Origin of the sequence: Mammaliicoccus sp. G-M28, from assembly GCF_022386595.1 — a bacterium.
GTDB classification, from domain to species: domain Bacteria; phylum Bacillota; class Bacilli; order Staphylococcales; family Staphylococcaceae; genus Mammaliicoccus; species Mammaliicoccus fleurettii.
The window spans coordinates 1-18,155 of the sequence record NZ_JAJNIF010000023.1 but is presented as its reverse complement, the minus strand read 5'-3'; the positions used below and the strand labels follow the sequence as shown (position 1 = coordinate 18,155).

Annotated in this window: 17 protein-coding genes; 14 read left to right on the top strand and 3 right to left on the bottom strand. The window is 30.4% G+C overall.

The window, feature by feature from the left end; translation table 11 throughout:
• The 6 genes from LQ609_RS12180 to LQ609_RS12160 all read left to right on the top strand — a co-directional run.
• Positions 1-494 (top strand): LPXTG cell wall anchor domain-containing protein (locus LQ609_RS12180; protein WP_239734813.1); only part of this gene is annotated, 494 nt, incomplete at its 5' end.
• A 53-nt stretch (positions 495-547) separates the two neighbouring features.
• Positions 548-3,154: a YfhO family protein gene (locus tag LQ609_RS12175; protein WP_239734812.1), complete on the top strand. Its 2,607-nt coding sequence runs from the start codon at positions 548-550 to the stop codon at positions 3,152-3,154.
• 64 nt (positions 3,155-3,218) lie between these two features.
• A complete protein-coding gene (locus tag LQ609_RS12170) occupies positions 3,219-3,515 on the top strand; it encodes a DUF3219 family protein (RefSeq protein ID WP_078357432.1) in 297 nt (98 codons plus the stop codon).
• Between the two features lie 5 nt (positions 3,516-3,520).
• Positions 3,521-4,498: an LLM class flavin-dependent oxidoreductase gene (locus LQ609_RS12165; protein WP_078357523.1), complete on the top strand. Its 978-nt coding sequence runs from the start codon at positions 3,521-3,523 to the stop codon at positions 4,496-4,498.
• Positions 4,499-4,514: 16 nt separating this feature from the next.
• Positions 4,515-4,640, top strand: a complete 126-nt coding sequence (locus LQ609_RS12710) for a hypothetical protein (RefSeq protein WP_275584163.1) — start codon at positions 4,515-4,517, stop codon at positions 4,638-4,640.
• 28 nt (positions 4,641-4,668) lie between these two features.
• Positions 4,669-5,190, top strand: coding sequence for a VOC family protein (locus LQ609_RS12160; RefSeq protein WP_239734811.1), 522 nt, complete (start codon positions 4,669-4,671; stop codon positions 5,188-5,190).
• Positions 5,191-5,283: 93 nt separating this feature from the next.
• Here the strand turns inward: LQ609_RS12160 and LQ609_RS12155 are convergent, their stop codons facing one another.
• The 3 genes from LQ609_RS12155 to LQ609_RS12145 form a co-directional block, all read right to left on the bottom strand.
• Positions 5,284-7,083, bottom strand: a complete 1,800-nt coding sequence (locus LQ609_RS12155; protein ID WP_239734810.1) for an acyltransferase family protein — start codon at positions 7,081-7,083, stop codon at positions 5,284-5,286.
• 596 nt (positions 7,084-7,679) lie between these two features.
• On the bottom strand, positions 7,680-7,982 hold the full coding sequence (locus LQ609_RS12150; protein WP_078357429.1) for a hypothetical protein: 303 nt from the start codon (positions 7,980-7,982) through the stop codon (positions 7,680-7,682).
• 226 nt (positions 7,983-8,208) lie between these two features.
• Entirely contained in the window at positions 8,209-9,573 is a 1,365-nt protein-coding gene (locus LQ609_RS12145) for a PTS transporter subunit IIC (RefSeq protein WP_275584164.1), read from the bottom strand.
• Between the two features lie 163 nt (positions 9,574-9,736).
• Here LQ609_RS12145 and LQ609_RS12140 point away from each other — a divergent pair, with 163 nt between their 5' ends.
• The 8 genes from LQ609_RS12140 to mqo all read left to right on the top strand — a co-directional run bounded on the left by LQ609_RS12140 (position 9,737) and on the right by mqo (position 17,935).
• Positions 9,737-10,717, top strand: a complete 981-nt coding sequence (locus tag LQ609_RS12140) for a LacI family DNA-binding transcriptional regulator (protein ID WP_239734809.1) — start codon at positions 9,737-9,739, stop codon at positions 10,715-10,717.
• A 55-nt stretch (positions 10,718-10,772) separates the two neighbouring features.
• Positions 10,773-11,696 (top strand): ribokinase, encoded by a 924-nt coding sequence (gene rbsK / locus LQ609_RS12135; RefSeq protein ID WP_239734808.1) that lies wholly within the window; start codon positions 10,773-10,775, stop codon positions 11,694-11,696.
• A gap of 41 nt (positions 11,697-11,737) precedes the next feature.
• Positions 11,738-12,394 (top strand): ribulose-phosphate 3-epimerase, encoded by a 657-nt coding sequence (locus tag LQ609_RS12130; protein WP_203154130.1) that lies wholly within the window; start codon positions 11,738-11,740, stop codon positions 12,392-12,394.
• 156 nt (positions 12,395-12,550) lie between these two features.
• Positions 12,551-13,477 carry a sugar phosphate isomerase/epimerase family protein gene (locus tag LQ609_RS12125; protein WP_239734807.1) on the top strand — a complete coding sequence of 309 codons (927 nt, stop codon included), beginning with the start codon at positions 12,551-12,553 and terminating at the stop codon, positions 13,475-13,477.
• A 37-nt stretch (positions 13,478-13,514) separates the two neighbouring features.
• The gene (locus LQ609_RS12120) at positions 13,515-14,888 is read left to right on the top strand and encodes a PTS transporter subunit EIIC (RefSeq protein ID WP_203154126.1); all 1,374 of its coding nucleotides are present in this window, start codon (positions 13,515-13,517) and stop codon (positions 14,886-14,888) included.
• Between the two features lie 103 nt (positions 14,889-14,991).
• Positions 14,992-15,729, top strand: coding sequence for a DeoR/GlpR family DNA-binding transcription regulator (locus LQ609_RS12115; RefSeq protein ID WP_203154124.1), 738 nt, complete (start codon positions 14,992-14,994; stop codon positions 15,727-15,729).
• 24 nt (positions 15,730-15,753) lie between these two features.
• Positions 15,754-16,203 (top strand): ribose 5-phosphate isomerase B, encoded by a 450-nt coding sequence (gene rpiB / locus LQ609_RS12110; protein ID WP_203154123.1) that lies wholly within the window; start codon positions 15,754-15,756, stop codon positions 16,201-16,203.
• 247 nt (positions 16,204-16,450) lie between these two features.
• Entirely contained in the window at positions 16,451-17,935 is a 1,485-nt protein-coding gene (mqo, locus tag LQ609_RS12105; RefSeq protein ID WP_078357428.1) for a malate dehydrogenase (quinone), read from the top strand.
• The last annotated feature ends 220 nt before the right edge of the window (positions 17,936-18,155 follow it).

Here is an 18,155-nt window from a genome sequence, read left to right as displayed (position 1 = left end):
CCGAAGAACCAAGCACAGAAGAACAAAGCACGGAAGAACCAAGCACGGAAGAGCCAAGTACAGAAGAGCCAAGTACCGAGGAACCAAGTACGGAAGAACCAAGCACGGAAGAGCCAAGTACAGAAGAACCAAGCACTGAAGAACCAAGTACAGAAGAGCCAAGTACGGAAGAGCCAAGTACGGAAGAGCCAAGTACGGAAGAACCAAGTACAGAGGAACCAAGTACAAATTCAAGTATAGAAAAACCAAATACTGATCCAAGTGCTAAAGAACCAAGTAGTCCTGCAGAAGGGAATCAATTAAAACCAAATGATGATTCTAGCAGTACAGATAAAGACAAACATTCAAATAGTCAAACACAGAATAATGATAAAAATAACTTTTTACCAAATACGGGTGAAGCAATTAAATCTCATCCAGTAATATCAACTTTCATTGGTATTTTATTATTAGTGATAGGTATTGGATTATTTGCTTTTAGACGAAAACAATAACATTAATGCCCTTTCTTGAATTTAAGAAAGGGCTCTATTTATAGGAGAATATAATGAGAGATATAATTAACAAAAAAATTGCGAAAGTGATAATTGGATTTGGGATATTGTTGCTTTTAGCATTAATTGTAAACGGGTATCCAATCTATCAATTTTATAAAAATGAAATTATTTTTACAGGACCAAATGATGGTATATCTCAGATGTTGCCATTTCAAATGTACATTTTTGAACAATATACCTCTGGAAATTTCTTTTATTCAACTGATTTTGGTTTAGGTGGAGACTTTTATTCAGATTTAGCTTATTATTACTCAACTTCAGTAATATTTATGTTAAACATTATAGGTGTATCACTTATTAATATTATCCATCCACTCAATACAGGAGATATTAAATTTTGGGCAGAAAATGCAATTTATATTTCTGTGTTTAAGAGCATGCTTATTATAGGATTTACGTATTTGTACTTTAGAATCATTAAAATGGGGCATTTAACTAGTGTACTCGGTGGATTGCTCTTTGCGTCTTCATCACTTTACTATCGTTTTACGACACACTGGTCTTTTTTTAGTGATGTCTTTATTTGGTTACCTATTTTATTAATAGCTATTGAATTATTTTTTAGAAAAAAACAATATTGGCCGATTATTTTGATTGTAGCACTTTCATTAATTAATAATTTTTATTTTGGTTATTACCAAGCTATAACTGGTATATTTTATTTTGTTATTAGGATTTTTTATAAACAGAAAGATGATTTAAAGATTAGTAAAAAAGACTACATGAAGTTTATTTGTTCTACTATTCTTGGATTTGGTATTAGCTTATTTGCATTTTTCTATTCAGCTAGAAGCTTTATAAATAATGAACGACCAAAATATAACGTTGATGTAGGTTTATTTAACCCCTTTAATGTTCATGCAAATATCTTTTATGACAATTATTTAATTGTAATTTTGTTTGTGGCAATCCAAGCAATATTCACTATCTCATTATATAAATATCGTTTTTATAAGATGTTTAGTATTGTGACGATTACTTTGATGTTATTATCTGTTACAAGCTTGCCAGATATCTTTTTCAATGGATTTTCAGCACCACAGAAAAGATGGCATTATTTATTGGCGTTCTTTTCAAGTGGATTAATTGTGCAATATGTTCAATATTTCAAAGAAATTAAGATAAAAACATATATCATCTCTTTAATACCTACGTTGGTTATTTTAATAATAGGCTGGATGGTAGCAAATTATTTTACAGTTTGGCTATTAATGTTTCCCATAATTTCTGGTATCGGTTATCTCATTTTAATTACCAATAAAGAAAAATTGAGAAATGGATTATATATCGCTTTAATTATAAGTATCGGCATTTTGTCAATTTTAGTAGCGTATGTTAATACTGACAAACAAATTTATCATGATGATCATCGTAAAAGGGCTTCATTATATTATTTGAATTCCAGCGTATACGATAGTGGCTTACAAAAATATTATATTAATGAAATGAATCGTAATAAAAAAGATGAGGAAAGAATAGGTTGGAGAGTACTGAGTCAAGATAACTCACCTTTATATCAAGGCTATAAAGGGATGAGCATTTACTCAAGTATCTTTGATAAACAGTGGGTAGATTTTTATTATAGGAAGATGAAAGTTAATTTACCTCACGAATCAGTTAGTAGATATACATTGTTTCAAGACCGTTCAAATATTTATAGTTTATTTTCTACAAAATATTTTATGAAAAAATCATACGATCAAGGACATCCGACTAACTTCGAAAAAATTAAAGCAGATGGAAAGTACGACATATATGAAAATAAAATGCAATTACCTGCAGTTAAAGTTACTCATAAATATTATGATGATGAAAAATTGAATACGCCTATTGATAGAGAACACGCTATGATAGATGGCGCAATTACTGATAAAGGAACTGAAAAAATTAATGAATCGAAAAATATGTTAAATCATGCTGAGATAACATATAAAAATATCGCTAAAAAGAATGGTAAATATGAGTTTATGCCTCATAACGAAATTAAAATTCATCTTAACAATGATATTAAATCAAATGAAAATTACTATTTATCTATGTATATAAATCGTAAATCTGTAGAATCAAATTTTAAAGTTTTTGTTAATGATTATCAAAATTTAAGATTATTTGAATCATCAAAATATCGTACTCATGAAAATAATTTGTTATATAATACAAAACCTGATAAAAATGGCGATATTATCGTTCGAGTTACACCTGGTGTTTATAAATTTAAGTTGCAAGAATTACATAAAGAGGATTATGAATACTTAAAGTCAGGCATTAAACAATACCCAAAAAATCAATACACATATAATGAAACAAAAAATGATATACAAATTCGATTGAAAGAACACAAATCAGGTAAAGCAATCGTTAATATTCCCTACAAGAAAGGTCTAACAGCTGAAGTAGATGGAGTGAAGAGAAAAGTAGAGAGAGTGAATTATGTAATGACAGGAATAGATGTGAAAAGTAATGAACATCACATCGTATTAAAATACTTTCCTCCTTATTTTAAAATAATCGTTAGTATTAGTATTATTTCTTTAATCTTAAGTATAGTTTTTTGTACTAAATTAGGTGGAAAATTGAAATCTTTCATAAACAAATAACAAGTAATATAAGTACATAAATATTATAATTATCTATAAGAAATGATTACTAAGGTGGGATAATTTGATTAAAGAAATTTATATAGATGACACGCGTGTTCAATTAACTCATTTTGAAGATGAAGTGGATCAAGGATTATACAAGATATCAATTGAATTTGATGTAACAAGTGAAGCGTATCACGACATTGCCGTTTTATTATATAGGGAAGAGTTCGATATAAATATTCCTGAAAAAAATAAGCGTTTTAAAGCTAAGATATTCAATTATGCTACATCTTTAACGAATTTATATGAGTCAGATCAAGTTGCGCAATATAGACTCATTCTTGTTGAAATACCAGAAGAAACAAAGGAATGATAAATATGAAATTGAGTATACTTGATCAAGCGCCAATCTCTCCAAATGAAACTGCTCAAGATGCCTTAAATGGATCAGTAGAATTAGCTAAATTAGGAGAATCATTAGGTTATTCAAGGTATTGGTTGACTGAACATCACGGGTTATCAAACCTCGCAAGCTCTGCACCAGAAGTGTTATTGGCATACATCGGTGCGCATACGAAAAAGATTAGAATAGGCGCTGGCGCTATATTATTACCGCATTACCGACCTTATAAAGTGGCGGAATTATTTAATACTTTATCTACATTGTTTCCAAATCGTATAGACTTAGGTATAGGTAGGGCACCAGGTGGTTCAGCAGAAGCGACAAATGCGTTATCTACTCAATATTTAAAGCAAGTTTGGGCATTACCTGAATTGTTAGATGAATTGCTTATGTTTTTAGAAGATAATTTTCCAGAAGAACATGAGTACAGCAAAGTAGCCGTGTTGCCTAAACCAGATGTTGCGCCTGTTCCTTGGTTATTAGGTACGAGTGAGAAAAGTGCATTGTTAGCAGCTAAATATGGATTGCCATATGTGTTTGGAAAATTCATGAGCGATCAAGATGGAACAGAAATCGTTCAAAGTTATCGTGACCATTTTAAGGAGAGCGTGTCTGGTAAAAAGTCTGAAGTGATTGTCACAGTATCTGTTATATGCGCAGAAACAACACAAGAAGCGGAAGAGCTCGCAGTAAAAAGTTTAATTCCAGCAGTTCAAAGTGATGATAAAAATCATAAAGTAGTCGAGTATGAAGAACTTTCTGAAAGAGAAATAAGCATGCTAGATGAAATGAAGAACAATATGATTATAGGAAATGCTAAAAAGATTAAATCAGAACTTCAATCACTCCAAAATCAATATGGTTGTGACGAGATTATGATTAGTACGAATACAATTTCTTATGAAGACAGAATTCAATCGTATCGATTAATCGCACAAGCGTTATTAGTCTAATTAAAGGGTGATTTCCATGATTCTTTTAATAGGTAAAATAATTATATCAGTCGGCCTTATAGTAGGTTCAATTATAGAAGAAACAGTGAGATCAAGACGAAAGAAAGAGAAACAAAATAGCCATAATGACACTCGTTTTTAATAGTCAAAATGAGACAGGAGAGATTTCATTGAGTATTACAAGAGGAATTAATCATATAGGATTAACGGTTCCTAGTATCGATGAAGCAACTAAATTTTTCAAAGAAGCACTTGATGGAAAAATAGCTTATGATAGTCAAACAGAAATTGATACTCCAAGAGCCGGAGAGTTTGTTGAAAATGTATTAGGACTTGAAGATGGGGCTAAAATAATTAAAAAGAGAATGATGGTATTTGGCAATGGTCCTAATATAGAAATGTTCGAATTCAAAGATGCTAAACAAAAAGAACCTGTTTTGTTACAAGATGTAGGTTATACACATTTGTCATTTTATGTAGATGAATTTGATAAAGCTTTTGAACGTATACAAAAAGCAGGTGGTGTAGCATTATCAGAGCCACATGATAATACAAGATATGAAGATACAGAAGGAAATAAGACTGTCTATGTGCAAGCGCCGTGGGGAAGTTTAATAGAATTACAAACTGTACCTTCAGGATTTTATTACCCAGAAAATAGTGAAGCGGAAGTATTCACACCAGAAAAATAAAAACTCCCTGAAGTTGGATTATATAATCTAACTTCAGGGAGTTTTGTGTAATAATTAAGACTCATAAGACAAGCTTGTTAGCCTACAATATCATCATTTTAAATGTTTGTTTATTTCAGAAACGAGTGCTTGTACGCCTTTACGTTCTAGGTGAATACCGTCATATGCAAAGTAGTCTGTGTTACCTTCTGCTCTACAGTTCCAATCTATTAATTGTACGTTTTTATGTGTATTGGCAACTTTTGATAATTTTTCATTTACGCTTTTTTTCCAATCACGAGGGACATTTGTATTTACTACGTACACTTTAGAATCTCCGAACAGACTAATTAAATTATTTAAATCTTCATATGAAAAGTCACCGTTTGTACCGAGTTCAAGTACTACTTGTTGGTTTTTTTGTTTAAAATCACTGTACTTATCTTGAACGAGTGGAATGGCATCATATAAATTACGCCCCACCTTACCATCTATTATAGAATCTGGATAATCTTTATGAAGTTCTTCTCCTATATCAACCATTACTGAATCTCCAATAAATAAAGGTGGATCTTTATGGATATTTTTATTAGTGATATGTGGTTTGTTTATATCTATTTTAGGTACAGGTAAAATGACACTTTTATGTGAGGTGTCGTTACCTGTTACAGTATAAGCAGTCTTTACTTCTTTTTTATTTTCGTGTTGTAAATAGTCATAGTGCCCGAATAAAGTAATAATTGAGCAGCTTATCAATATTAGGGCAGTGCAACTTCTTAAAATCATTTTCTTTAACGCATATTTATTAGGTATGAAATATTTTAATCCTTCTTTTCTAAAAGGCACTTCAACATAACGGTATGAACATTCCGCTAATATCAAAGTTAAAATGATTTCTACAATAATTATATAAAATGGTATATGTCCTTGAACAAAGTGTCTATTAGTAAATGTTATAACTGGATAATGCCATAAATACAAACTGTATGATCTTTGACCAATCCATAAAAATATTCTATTACCCAATATTTTTGATAATAGCGTGCTAGGATGAACAGCACTAGCTATTGCAGGAAGTGTACACAATGAAATGAAATAAATACCACCAAAATAAAACCAATTATCATTTGAGGAAACAGTCATAATAAATATAATGAGTAATCCTATTGAAACGAGGCCAAAAGATTCAATTGTTATCTTAAGTGGTAATTTGATTTTATCTTTTAATCTAAACGGTGGCCATATGTATGCTAGCAGAACACCTAACAATAAAGTTTGCAATCTAGTATCCGTACCAAAATAAACTCTCGAATTATCAGCATTAGGATGTGCGATAAAAATCATTGCTAAAACAGAAATGAGAGAACAAATAAAAATAATCAGTAAAAAATGTTTTTTCAGTTTCTTAATACGAATTAAGAGTAAGAGTAACAGTGGCCATACAATATAGAATTGTTCTTCAATGGCTAGACTCCACAAATGTTTCAGTGGCATAATTTTAAAGCTATCAAAGTAACTAACATCATGAAAAATATACCACCAGTTTGAAACATAAAATAATGCTGCAAGAGCATCTTGTTTAACATTCTTAATGATATTAGGTTCGAAAATCAATGTATATATTAAGACAACACTTATTAAAAATAAGACTGCCGGGAGTAATCTTTTAATTCTTTTCTTCCAAAATTGAATCAAATCAATTGAGCCTGTATGATTATATTCATGTAAGAGTATGCTTGTTATTAAATAGCCAGAAATGATAAAGAACGTATCAACACCTAAAAAACCACCCGATAACCATTTAGGATTAAGGTGATAAATAATAATTGAAATAACAGCTAAAGCTCTCAATCCATCTAAGCCATATAAATACCTTATTGGATGGCTATTTATCTTTTTTTCTTGACCATGCATTGTTTATTGGCTCCTTGTAATAAATGTATATATTTGAATCGGTAGAATTATACCATAATTTGACAAATATATACATAAAAAGGATAAAACTGAGAGGGGACATAAATAAGTATTTTGAAAAAAATGAAACAGAGGCTGTGACAATTAATTTGTCCCAGCCTCTGCTTCATTATACTTTTACTATCTGGCCAATATGTGGAGCACCTTAGCAAGTTCTAACTAGCATAATTCTGGATAATGCATCTTAAAAAGCTCTAACTAGCAAAATTCCGAATATTGCACCTTAAAAAGCTCTAACTGGCACAATTCTGAATAGTGCACCTTAAAAAGCTCTAACTAGCAAAATTCTGAATAATGCTCCTTAGAAATCTCTAACTAGCATAATTCCGAATAATGCTCCTTAGAAAGCTCTAACTAGCAAAATTCTGGATAATGCTCCTTAAAAAGTTCTAACTAGCATAATTCTGGATAATGCTCCTTAGCGACAGCACCTCATACGGACATTACTCAGAATTATGTCCCTAACGCTACCTCATACGGACATTACTCGAAATTATGTCCTTAACACTGCTATTCTAGTAATCCTAAATATTGAATTAACCCATACGTTTGAGTAATTCAGCTTTAATGATATTCAACGCTTCTTTATAATTTTCTGCAGTATGTTCTTGTGCATTTACAATGAGTAAATCGATTAAATCAGTATCATTTTTTTGACTAACTTCTTCTTCAAATTGAAAAATATTTTCTTCAGTCTCTTTGTGACTAGCATTTGGTTTAACAATTTGATAGTAACTATCGGCGCCTAATCCACCTTCTTCAATCATTACTGAAATTTCTGAGGATCTATGCTCATTTTGTCGGTTCACTTTGATAAGATTTTTACCTTCAACAGTCATTTGAAAAACCTCCTTGATTACTAAATATTAAAATCCAAAATTTAAAACTAGAGAGACAGTTCCTAATTATCTTTAGTGTATTATTACACGGCTAAAAATACAATTAGAATGCTCAAAAAAATTGGGAGGTAAATATATTAGCGCTTATTCAAGGTTTGTATGATTAGGTTTCATCAAGAATTAATCGTTTGATTCTATCTATAATGAATTGCCATACCAATTTAAATTAAGATTTTATGTCTTGGTCTTTTACTTTCATAGCTTTGAAGTACCAAGCGAAAATAGAGATATAAGCAATAATAGCAACAATAGATATAAGAATTAATTTAATATCTAAAGTATCCCATGCGTTACCAATTAAAATTGCTAACATTTTTTCTATTGGATCAGAGTCAACTGATGAAAACATTTGCCCCTTAGATAATCCAGAAGGGAATTCACCCATAGATTTTGAAGTGTTTGTTAAAAATTCAGAGATCATCGTAGCTGCCCATAGGAATAAAGGTATTAATATTGTTCCTATTAGGGTCATTCTAATAACTCTTCCTCGTGTTATTAATAAAAGTGCTGGAGCAAGAATAGTAAGTAAAATTCCGCCAAGAGGTAGAACATTATTTCCTGGTAATATCATTGCGATAACTAAAAGAATAGGTGCTAATAGGTTTATTACTGCCCATAATTCAGCACTTGAAGCAAGTATCGGCCAGTCAATGCCAACATAAAGTTTTCTTCCTCTAAGCCTTGAACTCATCAAATCACTTATACGATTTGATAAGGGTTCAATTGCACTGCCAAACCAGCCACCGATATAAGCAAATAATTCTAATACTACACCTGTTGTAAATCCTAGGACTAATACTTCTTTCAAAGGCTGTTGTCCTAATATACCTATAAACACTCCTAAATAGACACCAATAGCAAACTTACTACCCCAGAATCCAATTTTTCTATTCAAGGTTTCAGCATTAAAATCGAACTTATCTATGAAGGGTAAGAATTTTGTAATGAATTTATCGACTATAAGAACGAAAGGTGCAATTAATAATGATGGGTGAGCGGTTGTCGTTACATTTTTCTCATCATATTCAAGGACGTGATTTATGGATGGTTTTAAAGCATCGGAATTTTTAAGTATTAAAATATAAATACCTATAACAAAGATTGAAGTGACAACCATATTATGAGCATAATACTCGATTAATAAGCCTAAAACCGAGATATTCCAAATATTAAATAAATCCACATTTAAAGTTTTAGTCTTATTGAAAAGTAATAATACTAAGTTGGTTATTGTACATATAAAAGCAAAATATAACGTGTAAATAGATCCCCAAGTAATAACTGCTAAAGGAGCCCAACCTAAGTCGGTTACACTTAAATCTACTCCTGACATTTTTACAAAATCTTTTAAAGCTGGACCTAAAGCATTAGTTAGTAATGAAATTGCTGCTGTCATCCCCGTTAAAGCAATTGCCATTCTAATACCACTTTCAAGAGATTTTGAAAATTTAACTCCAAAAACCATTGAAAGTAAAGTGATTATGATAAACATAATCGCTGGTCCACCTAAATTTATTAACCATTCAAACATATCGTTTATTGTTTTAATCAATTTATACCCTCCTTTGTAATCGGTTACAAAAAAGGAATGATTAAATCGTAAACTAAATTAACAGAAAAATCAAATTAAATTGACAAATAATTTTTTAGTATTTATGATTAATGTAATCGGTTACAAAGAATGGGGCTAAAAAATGGTGAATATTAAAGATGTCGCTAAATTTGCTAATGTATCAACGGCAACAGTTTCTAGAATTATAAACGGTAGACCTGGAGCAAATGTTGAAACAGAAAAAAGAGTTAAAGAAGCAATAAAAAAACTAAATTATCATCCTAGTAATATCGCTAGATCTTTATCTAATAAATCGTCTAATCTTATAGCATTTATAGTTCCAAATTTAAATAACCCTTATTTTACAGATTTAATTAATCTACTAGATAAATCTGCCAATGAGCATGGGTACAAACTTTATTTATGTAATAGTAATGATAATTCAAAAAACATTTCTTACTTTTTAAAAAGTATAGTAGATAATTTTATAAAAACAGTTATTATCAACTCTTTAGCAGTAACAGATGATGATATTGAATATCTTAAAAAACATAATATAACAGTTATAACTATTGATCGAACGAATTTAATTAATTATCCAAACGCAGTTTCAGTAGACCATTACAGTGGTAGTTATCTGGCAACAAAATATTTAGTAGAAAAGTGTAAGTGTCAAAATATTACTTTTATATCTGGTTCAATGAAAGAACAATCTTCTATCAGTAGATATAATGGTTATAAAGATGCAATAGAAGAATTTACAACTCATAAGTCTGTTAGGCTCTTAGAAGGTGACTTTTCTTACTTAAGTGGTTATGAATTATCTAAAAAAGAATTGGGAAAAACAAATAATACTCAAGGTATTGTTTGTGCTAATGATGCTATGGCCATTGGTGTTATAAGGGCATGTTTTGAACTTAATATTAATATTCCTGATGATATTCAAATTATTGGCTATGATAATTGTTCATTATCTCAATTTACTTCTCCAGCACTGACGACAGTAAATCAATTAGATAATAAATTAGGAGATATGATTATGAACGCTATTGATAAAGGGGAAAATATCAAATCTGAGTTGATACCTGAAATTATAAAAAGAGAAACTACTAAAGAAAGATAAATATAATTTGGGGAACTAGTGATTATTAGTGATGACACACAAGGAGACATAAAGTATGGGTAAAGAAATCATAACAATGGGAAGTATTAATCAAGATATTTTTGTAAATACTAATGTTTATCCAAAACATGGAGAGACAGTGTGGGTACAATCTGTAAATAATCAACCTGGTGGTAAAGGTGCTAATCAGGCTATAGCTTTATCTAAAATTGGTAATCAAGTTAAATTTATAGGTGCTGTAGGTCAAGATAGTCAAGGTAAAAATATGGTTGAGAATTTAAAAAATTACGATGTCAATACGAAATACATTTCAGTTAAAGATGATTTAAATACTGGTACATTCATAGTTATTCTTGATGAGAATGGTGAAAATACTATGCTAGGAACATTAGGAGCTAATAATCATTTGTCAGAAGATGATATTCAAAGAGCATTTGAAAATACAGATGCTGAATACTTTTTATTACAATTGGAAACTAATAAAGAAGCTATTCAAAAAGCACTTGAAATAGCAAACCAAAAAAACATTAAAATAGTTCTTGATCCAGCCCCAGCTGATGGATATCATGAGGAATTTTTGGAGTTTGCACATATTGTTACACCTAATCAGCAAGAAGCAGAACTTATTTCAGGTGTAAAAGTTAAAGATAAAGAAAGCGCTGAAGTAGCTGCGAAAGTTATTAAAAGTAAAGGAGCTAATATTGTAATAGTAAAATTAGGAGAGCAAGGTTCACTACTTTATATGAACAATGAATCTATATTTGTTCCTTCTTATAAAGTAAAAGCAGTAAATACAGTTGGTGCAGGTGACGTTTTTGCAGCTGCCATGACCGTGTTTTTAAATGACTCAGAAGACATTTATTCAGCTGTGAAATTTGCATCTGCAGCTTCTGCCATAAAAGTTAGTAAAGCTGAGACTCAAGAAGCAATTCCCACGTACTCTGAAATTGTAGATTTTATGAATAAGAATGAGAAATAAGAAAAATTCACTATAAAATTAAAATGAGAGGATGTTTTTGTATGAGTAAAATATTATTACCATCAATGATGCTTGCTGATTTTGGAGGTTTAAAAGAAGAAATAAAAGCATTAGATAATGCGGATGTTACCGGATATCATATTGATATTATGGATGGGCAGTTTGTTCCTAACTTTGGAATGGGGCTTCAAGATTTAGAATATATAAGAAGTGCAACAAATAAACCTATCGATGTACATTTAATGATAGATAATCCAGATAAATATATTGAGAAATTCGCTGATATAGGTGTTGATGTAATTTATATTCATCCTGAAGCCGATACACATCCAACTAGAACGTTACAAGCTATTAAAGATAAAGATAAAAAAGCAGGAATTGCAATAAATCCTGGTACATCAGTAGAAAGTATACAACCTTATCTTTCAATTGTTGACTATATAATGATAATGACTGTTAATCCAGGCTTTGCTGGGCAAAAGTATTTAGATTTTGTAGACGAAAAAATAGATAGATTAATTAATCCAGAATTTAAAAATAAATATAATTATGAAATATTAGTAGATGGTGCTATTTCTCCAGAGAAAGTAGAAAAACTATCTAAAAAAGGGGTGAAAGGATTTGTATTAGGATCTTCTTCTCTCTTTGGCAAAGATAAATCATATGCTGATATAATAAAAGAACTGAACGATTTATAAAAAATAAAGCTATTCTATTAAGAATGGCTTTTTTTGTTTTGTAAAATTCTAGATATTGAAAACTTTTGAATATAAATGAAAAATTATGATAAAAAATGATTGTAAATGGTTATTTTACATGTTAAGATTAGTGAAATTAGTAAAGGAGTGTAACAAATGAAACTAGCAACGAGGATTAATTCATTTTTACCAAAATATGAAAATGATATAGAAAAAGTTTTTGAAAAATTTAATGCAATGGGATTAACACATGTAGATTTAAACTATCCAGAGCATGTGAAAGATTATTCTGCAGAATCAATAAAACAAACGTTAGATAAACATAATTTAAAAGCTAATGGTGTTGCATTAAGGTTTCGAGATGACTTCATAAATGGTGAGTTAGGTAACTCAGATGAATCTATTTCAAATAAGGCTATACAATTATGTAAAGAGGCTTGTGATTATTGTCGAGATATAAAAGGAGAAGTTGTAACGATATGGCTAGGGTTTGATGGTTTTGATTATTCTTTTCAAATTGATTATGTAAAAGTTTGGAAACAAATTGTAAATAGCATATCTGAAATTGCTGAATATGCTCCGGATTTAAAAATTAGTATTGAGTATAAACCTTTTCAACCAAGAGCCTATGCATTTATTGATAGTTTTGGAGTAGCTTTATCAATGATTAAAGAAATTGATAAAGAAAATGTTGGTATTACATTAGATTTTTGCCATATGTTAATGAAACATGAAAATCCAGCTTATGGTGCAAGTATTTTAGGGAATCAAGGTAAATTATATGGTGTTCATCTAAATGATGGATATGGGCTGAATGATGATGGTCTGATGATTGGAACAAATAACTTAATCAAAACGATAGAGTTCATTTATTACTCAAAACTGTATAAATATAATCAAGCCTTCTATTTTGATACGTTTCCAGTTATTGAGGATCCAATTGAAGAATGTGAAAGAAATATAAAGATGATTAAGAAAATTAATCAAATTATAGATCGTTTAGGATTAGAATATTTTGAAAATTTAATTAAACAAAATAAAGCTGTAAAAGTAAGTGATTTAATATTAGAAATCTTGAAATAAGATTTCTAATATCTAATAAAAGGGGGATGAGGTTATTATGGATTATAAAGAGACATCTAAACAGATTTTAGATAAAATTGGCGGGGCAAGTAACGTTGCAAACATGACTCATTGCGCTACACGTTTAAGACTTACTTTAAAAGACAATTCTTTAATTCAAGATGATGAAGTAAAGGAGATTAAAGGTGTAGTAAACACATTGAATAAAGCGGGACAGTATCAAATACTAATTGGGACTGATGTACCTAAGTTATATGATGAATTTGAATATTTAGTTAAGGGTGGAGAAAATCCAGATTATGAACAATCTGAAGGAGAAAGTTCAGAAGGAATAGTAAGTAAAATTTTCTCAGCTATTTCCGCAATCTTTGCTCCGCTACTTCCAGCTTTAGCAGGTTCGGGTATTTTAAGAGGTTTATTGATTTTAGCTGAACAAACAGGATTAGTTTCAGAAGACAGTGGTACATATGCAATATTAAATGTTGCATCTATGAGTGTCTTTTATTTTTTACCTGTATTGTTAGCGTTTACATCTGCTAGAAGATTTGGCGCAGATCCATTTCTTTCAGCATTAATTGGTGCAGCTTTACTAAACCCAGATTATATTTCATTAATGGGAGATACAGGTAATGGGGCAACAACTTCATTTTTAAATATTCCAGTAGTGTTAATGGGTTATAATGCAACAGTAGTTCCAATTATTTTATCAATTTGGGCATTCTCATATTTATATAAATTCCTGGATAAGAAAGTACCAGAGACATTGAAGTTAGTAGTTATTCCGCTAGTTTCACTTGCAATAATGGTTCCGTTAACAATTATTGTGATTGGGCCAATAGGTGTTTATAGTGGTGAAGGTGTAGCGAACTTAGTAAATTGGTTAATTGAAAGAAGTAGTATATTAACAGGTATTTTAATTGGTGGTGGCTGGAGTGTACTTGTTAGTTTAGGTATTCACTGGGCTGTTAACCCAATAATGATTAATAATGTTTCAACATACGGTTTCGATTATATTGTTCCTTACACATTTGCATGTAACTTTGCAGTTATTGGTGTAACAATAGGTGTATTCTTAAAAGCGAGAAACAAAAAACTGAAAAACTTTGCTGCTTCAGGTTTTATTACAATTGCACTATCAGCAATTATAGAGCCAGTATTGTTTGGATTATTGATTAAAAACAAGAAATTATTCTTAGCTCAAATCATTGGTGGCGCTGTTGGTGGAGCGTATCTAGGTTTAATGAAAGTTGTTACTTCTGCATTTGTATTTGGAAGTGTCACAACGTTCCCAGCATTTGTGAGTGAAAAAGAAATGAACTTTCTGAATGCGATGATAGGGTTAGTTATTTCATTGATAGTTGGTGCTATATTGGCATATGTGTTTACTAAAAAAGACGAAGAATTAACGTAATAATTCTAGTACATTATAAATTCAAAATAAAAAAATTTTAAATTTCTTCCTCGAAGTATAAAAGATTGATAACATATACATGTGTATATGAAAGGGGTTAATTATGGTACCTTACGAAAGACAACAAAGAATAATAGAAATTTTGAAAGAAAAAGAGTTAATGAAAATAGATGAATTACATTTACGGATTCCGGATGTCTCAATGTCTACTTTGAGGAGAGATATTAAAGGATTAGAGGCTTCAAATCAAATAATGTCATTGTCAGGCGGGGCTATTAGAATCCAATCCAAATCAGTAGAAATTCCTATATCTACTAAATCTACTTTGCATGTAAAAGAGAAAAAATATATAGCAAAACTGGCAGTTAAACAAATTAATGAAGAAGATACAGTTTATGTTGATTCGGGATCTACTTGTACTTTTTTGCTTGAGGAACTATTAACAAAAAAAATTAATATAGTGACAACTAATACAAATATTTTAAATTTCAGTAGTGATATAACAGCAAATGTAACGTTATTAGGTGGAGAATACAATAAAAATATTTCTTCTTTAAGTGGTCCTTTAGCAGAAGAAAATTTAAAAAAGTATATATTTGATAAATCTTTTATAGGAGCAAATGGGATTGACATGAAGTTTGGAATAACTACTCCAAGCATTCAAGAATCTTCAAAAAAGAAAATAATTTGTAATCAATCTAAAAAAGCATATTTTTTATGTGATAGTTCTAAGTATCATATGAGTTCAAGTGTTAAAGTAATAGACTTGAAAAATGTTACAATTATAAGTGACAAATTAGATGAGAAAATTGCAGAGAAGACCCAAATCATTTATAAATAACTAAAAATATTGGAGGCGTTACGTGTGAAAATAGGTATAGCTAGTGATCATGTAGGCATAGAACTGAAACCGATAATTATTGATTATATAAAAGAGCTTGGCTATGAAGTTGAAGATTTTGGTCCGCAAAGTACTGAAAGAACAGATTATCCTAAATATGGTAAAAAAGTTGCGGATTCAGTAGTAAGTAAAGATGTTGATTTAGGTATATTAATTTGCGGAACAGGTGTAGGTATATCTATAGCGGCTAATAAAGTAAAAGGTATAAGAGCTGTAGTATGTAGCGAGCCTTATACTGCAAGATTATCAAGAGAGCACAACAATACAAATATATTAGCTTTCGGTTCTCGTGTTATTGGAAGTGAACTAGCTAAAATGATAGTTCAACAATGGCTAGAAGCAGAATTTGAAGGTGGTAGACACGCAAATAGAGTGAAAATGATTGGAAATATAGAAGAAAACTTTGAGTGTTAACAAGTGTTAAATAAATAATAAAAAGTGTAGAGGTCAACTCTACACTTTTTATTATTTAAATATATTAGCGCTTTCACATCTTCTAATTTACATTTGATACCAGTTGTTTTAATATAATGATATACAGATTTTTTCTTGTATTATAAGCGTTTTTATATAAAGATTTAGTTTGTTATTGATAAGCTCAAAAGAGATTGTTATTTTTATATAAGAATATTATGGATATTAATCGAGAAGGGTGATTAAAATGGATAATAAGCAACCAAAAGAAATTATTTTAATTGGTGCTGGTATTTTAAGTACGACATTTGGTTCATTTTTGAAAAATGTTGAACCAGATTGGAATATTAAATTATTTGAAAGACTGGATCAGCCGGCTATTGAAAGTTCAAATGAAAAAAACAATGCTGGTACTGGACATGCTGCTTTATGTGAGCTTAACTACACGGTTGAGCAAGAAGACGGTTCTATTGATGTTGAAAAAGCTAAAGAAATCAATGAACAATTCGAAGTGTCTAAGCAATTCTGGTCATATTTAGTTAAGAGTAAAGCAATCGAAAATCCTAAAGAATTTATTAGACCATTACCACACATCAGTTTTGTAATGGGTATTCGTAATGTAGATTTCTTAAAACGTCGTTATGATGCATTAAAATCATTAGCGATGTTTGAAGGTTTAAAATATACAGAAGACCATAAAGTTTTAGAAGAGTGGATGCCTTTAATGATGCAAGGTCGTAATTCAAACGAACCTCTTGCTGCAAGTAAGATTAATGAAGGTACAGATGTAAACTTTGGTGAATTAACTCGTAAATTAGTTAAAAATATTGAAAAGCATGACCATGCTCAAGTACATTTCCGTCACGAAGTTGTAGACTTTAAACAACTTGAAAATAGTAAATGGGAAGTAAAAGTACGTAATCTTGCAACTGGTGAAACACAAACTCATGTAGCAGATTATATCTTTATCGGTGCTGGTGGTAATGCGATTCCTTTATTACAAAAAACAAAAATTCCTGAAAGTAAACATCTTGGAGGATTCCCAATTAGTGGTGCATTCTTAGTTTGTAACAACCCTAAAATTGTTAATGAACACGATGCGAAAGTATATGGTAAAGAGCCACCTGGCACACCACCAATGACAGTTCCTCACTTAGATAGACGTTATATTCAAGGAAAAGAAAGTCTATTATTTGGACCTTTTGCTGCAATCGGACCTAAATTCTTGAAAAATGGATCTAACTTAGATTTATTCAAATCTATTAATACAAGCAATGTTGTTACAATGTTATCATCAGGTGTTAAAAACTTATCACTTGTAAAATATTCAATTCAACAAGTAATGCAACGTAAAGAAGACCGTATGAAAGAATTACGTCGATTTGTTCCTAATGCTAAAGACGAAGATTGGGATATTCACATTGCAGGTAAACGTGTACAAGTAATTAAAGATACAGAAGAACATGGTAGAGGATTTATCCAATTCGGAACAGAAGTAGTAAATTCAGAAGACCATACAGTAATTGCTTTATTAGGTGAATCACCAGGAGCATCAACATCTGTATCAGTAGCATTAGAAGTTATTGAGAAGAATTTCCCTCAATATATTAAAGAATGGGAACCTAAAATTAAAGAAATCATTCCATCATATGGTGAATCTTTAATTGAAGATGCTCAATTATTACAAACAATCCGTAAACAAACAGCTAAAGAATTAGAATTAGAAGAATAAAATAGAATTGATCGTATGAAAGCAATATTCCGTAGAGGAATATTGCTTCTTTTTTTGTATTAATGAGTTAGTATCGAATAGTTTGGACCTAGATTGTACAAAACATGCTATTTTTTCAAAAAATGAGGTAAGTTGTAGATTAACTCGGCAATTAATCTAAGAGATGAGGTAAGTTGTAGATTAACTCGGCAATTAATCTAAGAGATGAGGTAAGTTGTAG

Bases quoted from the DNA above. Each gene is read 5' to 3' on its own strand.
- LQ609_RS12125 (WP_239734807.1), top strand. From the start codon at position 12,551: ATGAAACTAGCAACGAGGATTAATTCATTTTTACCAAAATATGAAAAT.
- LQ609_RS12155 (WP_239734810.1), bottom strand. From the start codon at position 7,083: ATGCATGGTCAAGAAAAAAAGATAAATAGCCATCCAATAAGGTATTTA.
- LQ609_RS12175 (WP_239734812.1), top strand. From the start codon at position 548: ATGAGAGATATAATTAACAAAAAAATTGCGAAAGTGATAATTGGATTT.
- LQ609_RS12165 (WP_078357523.1), top strand. From the start codon at position 3,521: ATGAAATTGAGTATACTTGATCAAGCGCCAATCTCTCCAAATGAAACT.
- LQ609_RS12140 (WP_239734809.1), top strand. From the start codon at position 9,737: ATGGTGAATATTAAAGATGTCGCTAAATTTGCTAATGTATCAACGGCA.
- LQ609_RS12115 (WP_203154124.1), top strand. From the start codon at position 14,992: ATGGTACCTTACGAAAGACAACAAAGAATAATAGAAATTTTGAAAGAA.
- LQ609_RS12130 (WP_203154130.1), top strand. From the start codon at position 11,738: ATGAGTAAAATATTATTACCATCAATGATGCTTGCTGATTTTGGAGGT.
- LQ609_RS12120 (WP_203154126.1), top strand. From the start codon at position 13,515: ATGGATTATAAAGAGACATCTAAACAGATTTTAGATAAAATTGGCGGG.
- mqo (WP_078357428.1), top strand. From the start codon at position 16,451: ATGGATAATAAGCAACCAAAAGAAATTATTTTAATTGGTGCTGGTATT.
- LQ609_RS12150 (WP_078357429.1), bottom strand. From the start codon at position 7,982: ATGACTGTTGAAGGTAAAAATCTTATCAAAGTGAACCGACAAAATGAG.
- rbsK (WP_239734808.1), top strand. From the start codon at position 10,773: ATGGGTAAAGAAATCATAACAATGGGAAGTATTAATCAAGATATTTTT.
- LQ609_RS12145 (WP_275584164.1), bottom strand. From the start codon at position 9,573: ATGTTTGAATGGTTAATAAATTTAGGTGGACCAGCGATTATGTTTATC.
- LQ609_RS12710 (WP_275584163.1), top strand. From the start codon at position 4,515: ATGATTCTTTTAATAGGTAAAATAATTATATCAGTCGGCCTTATAGTA.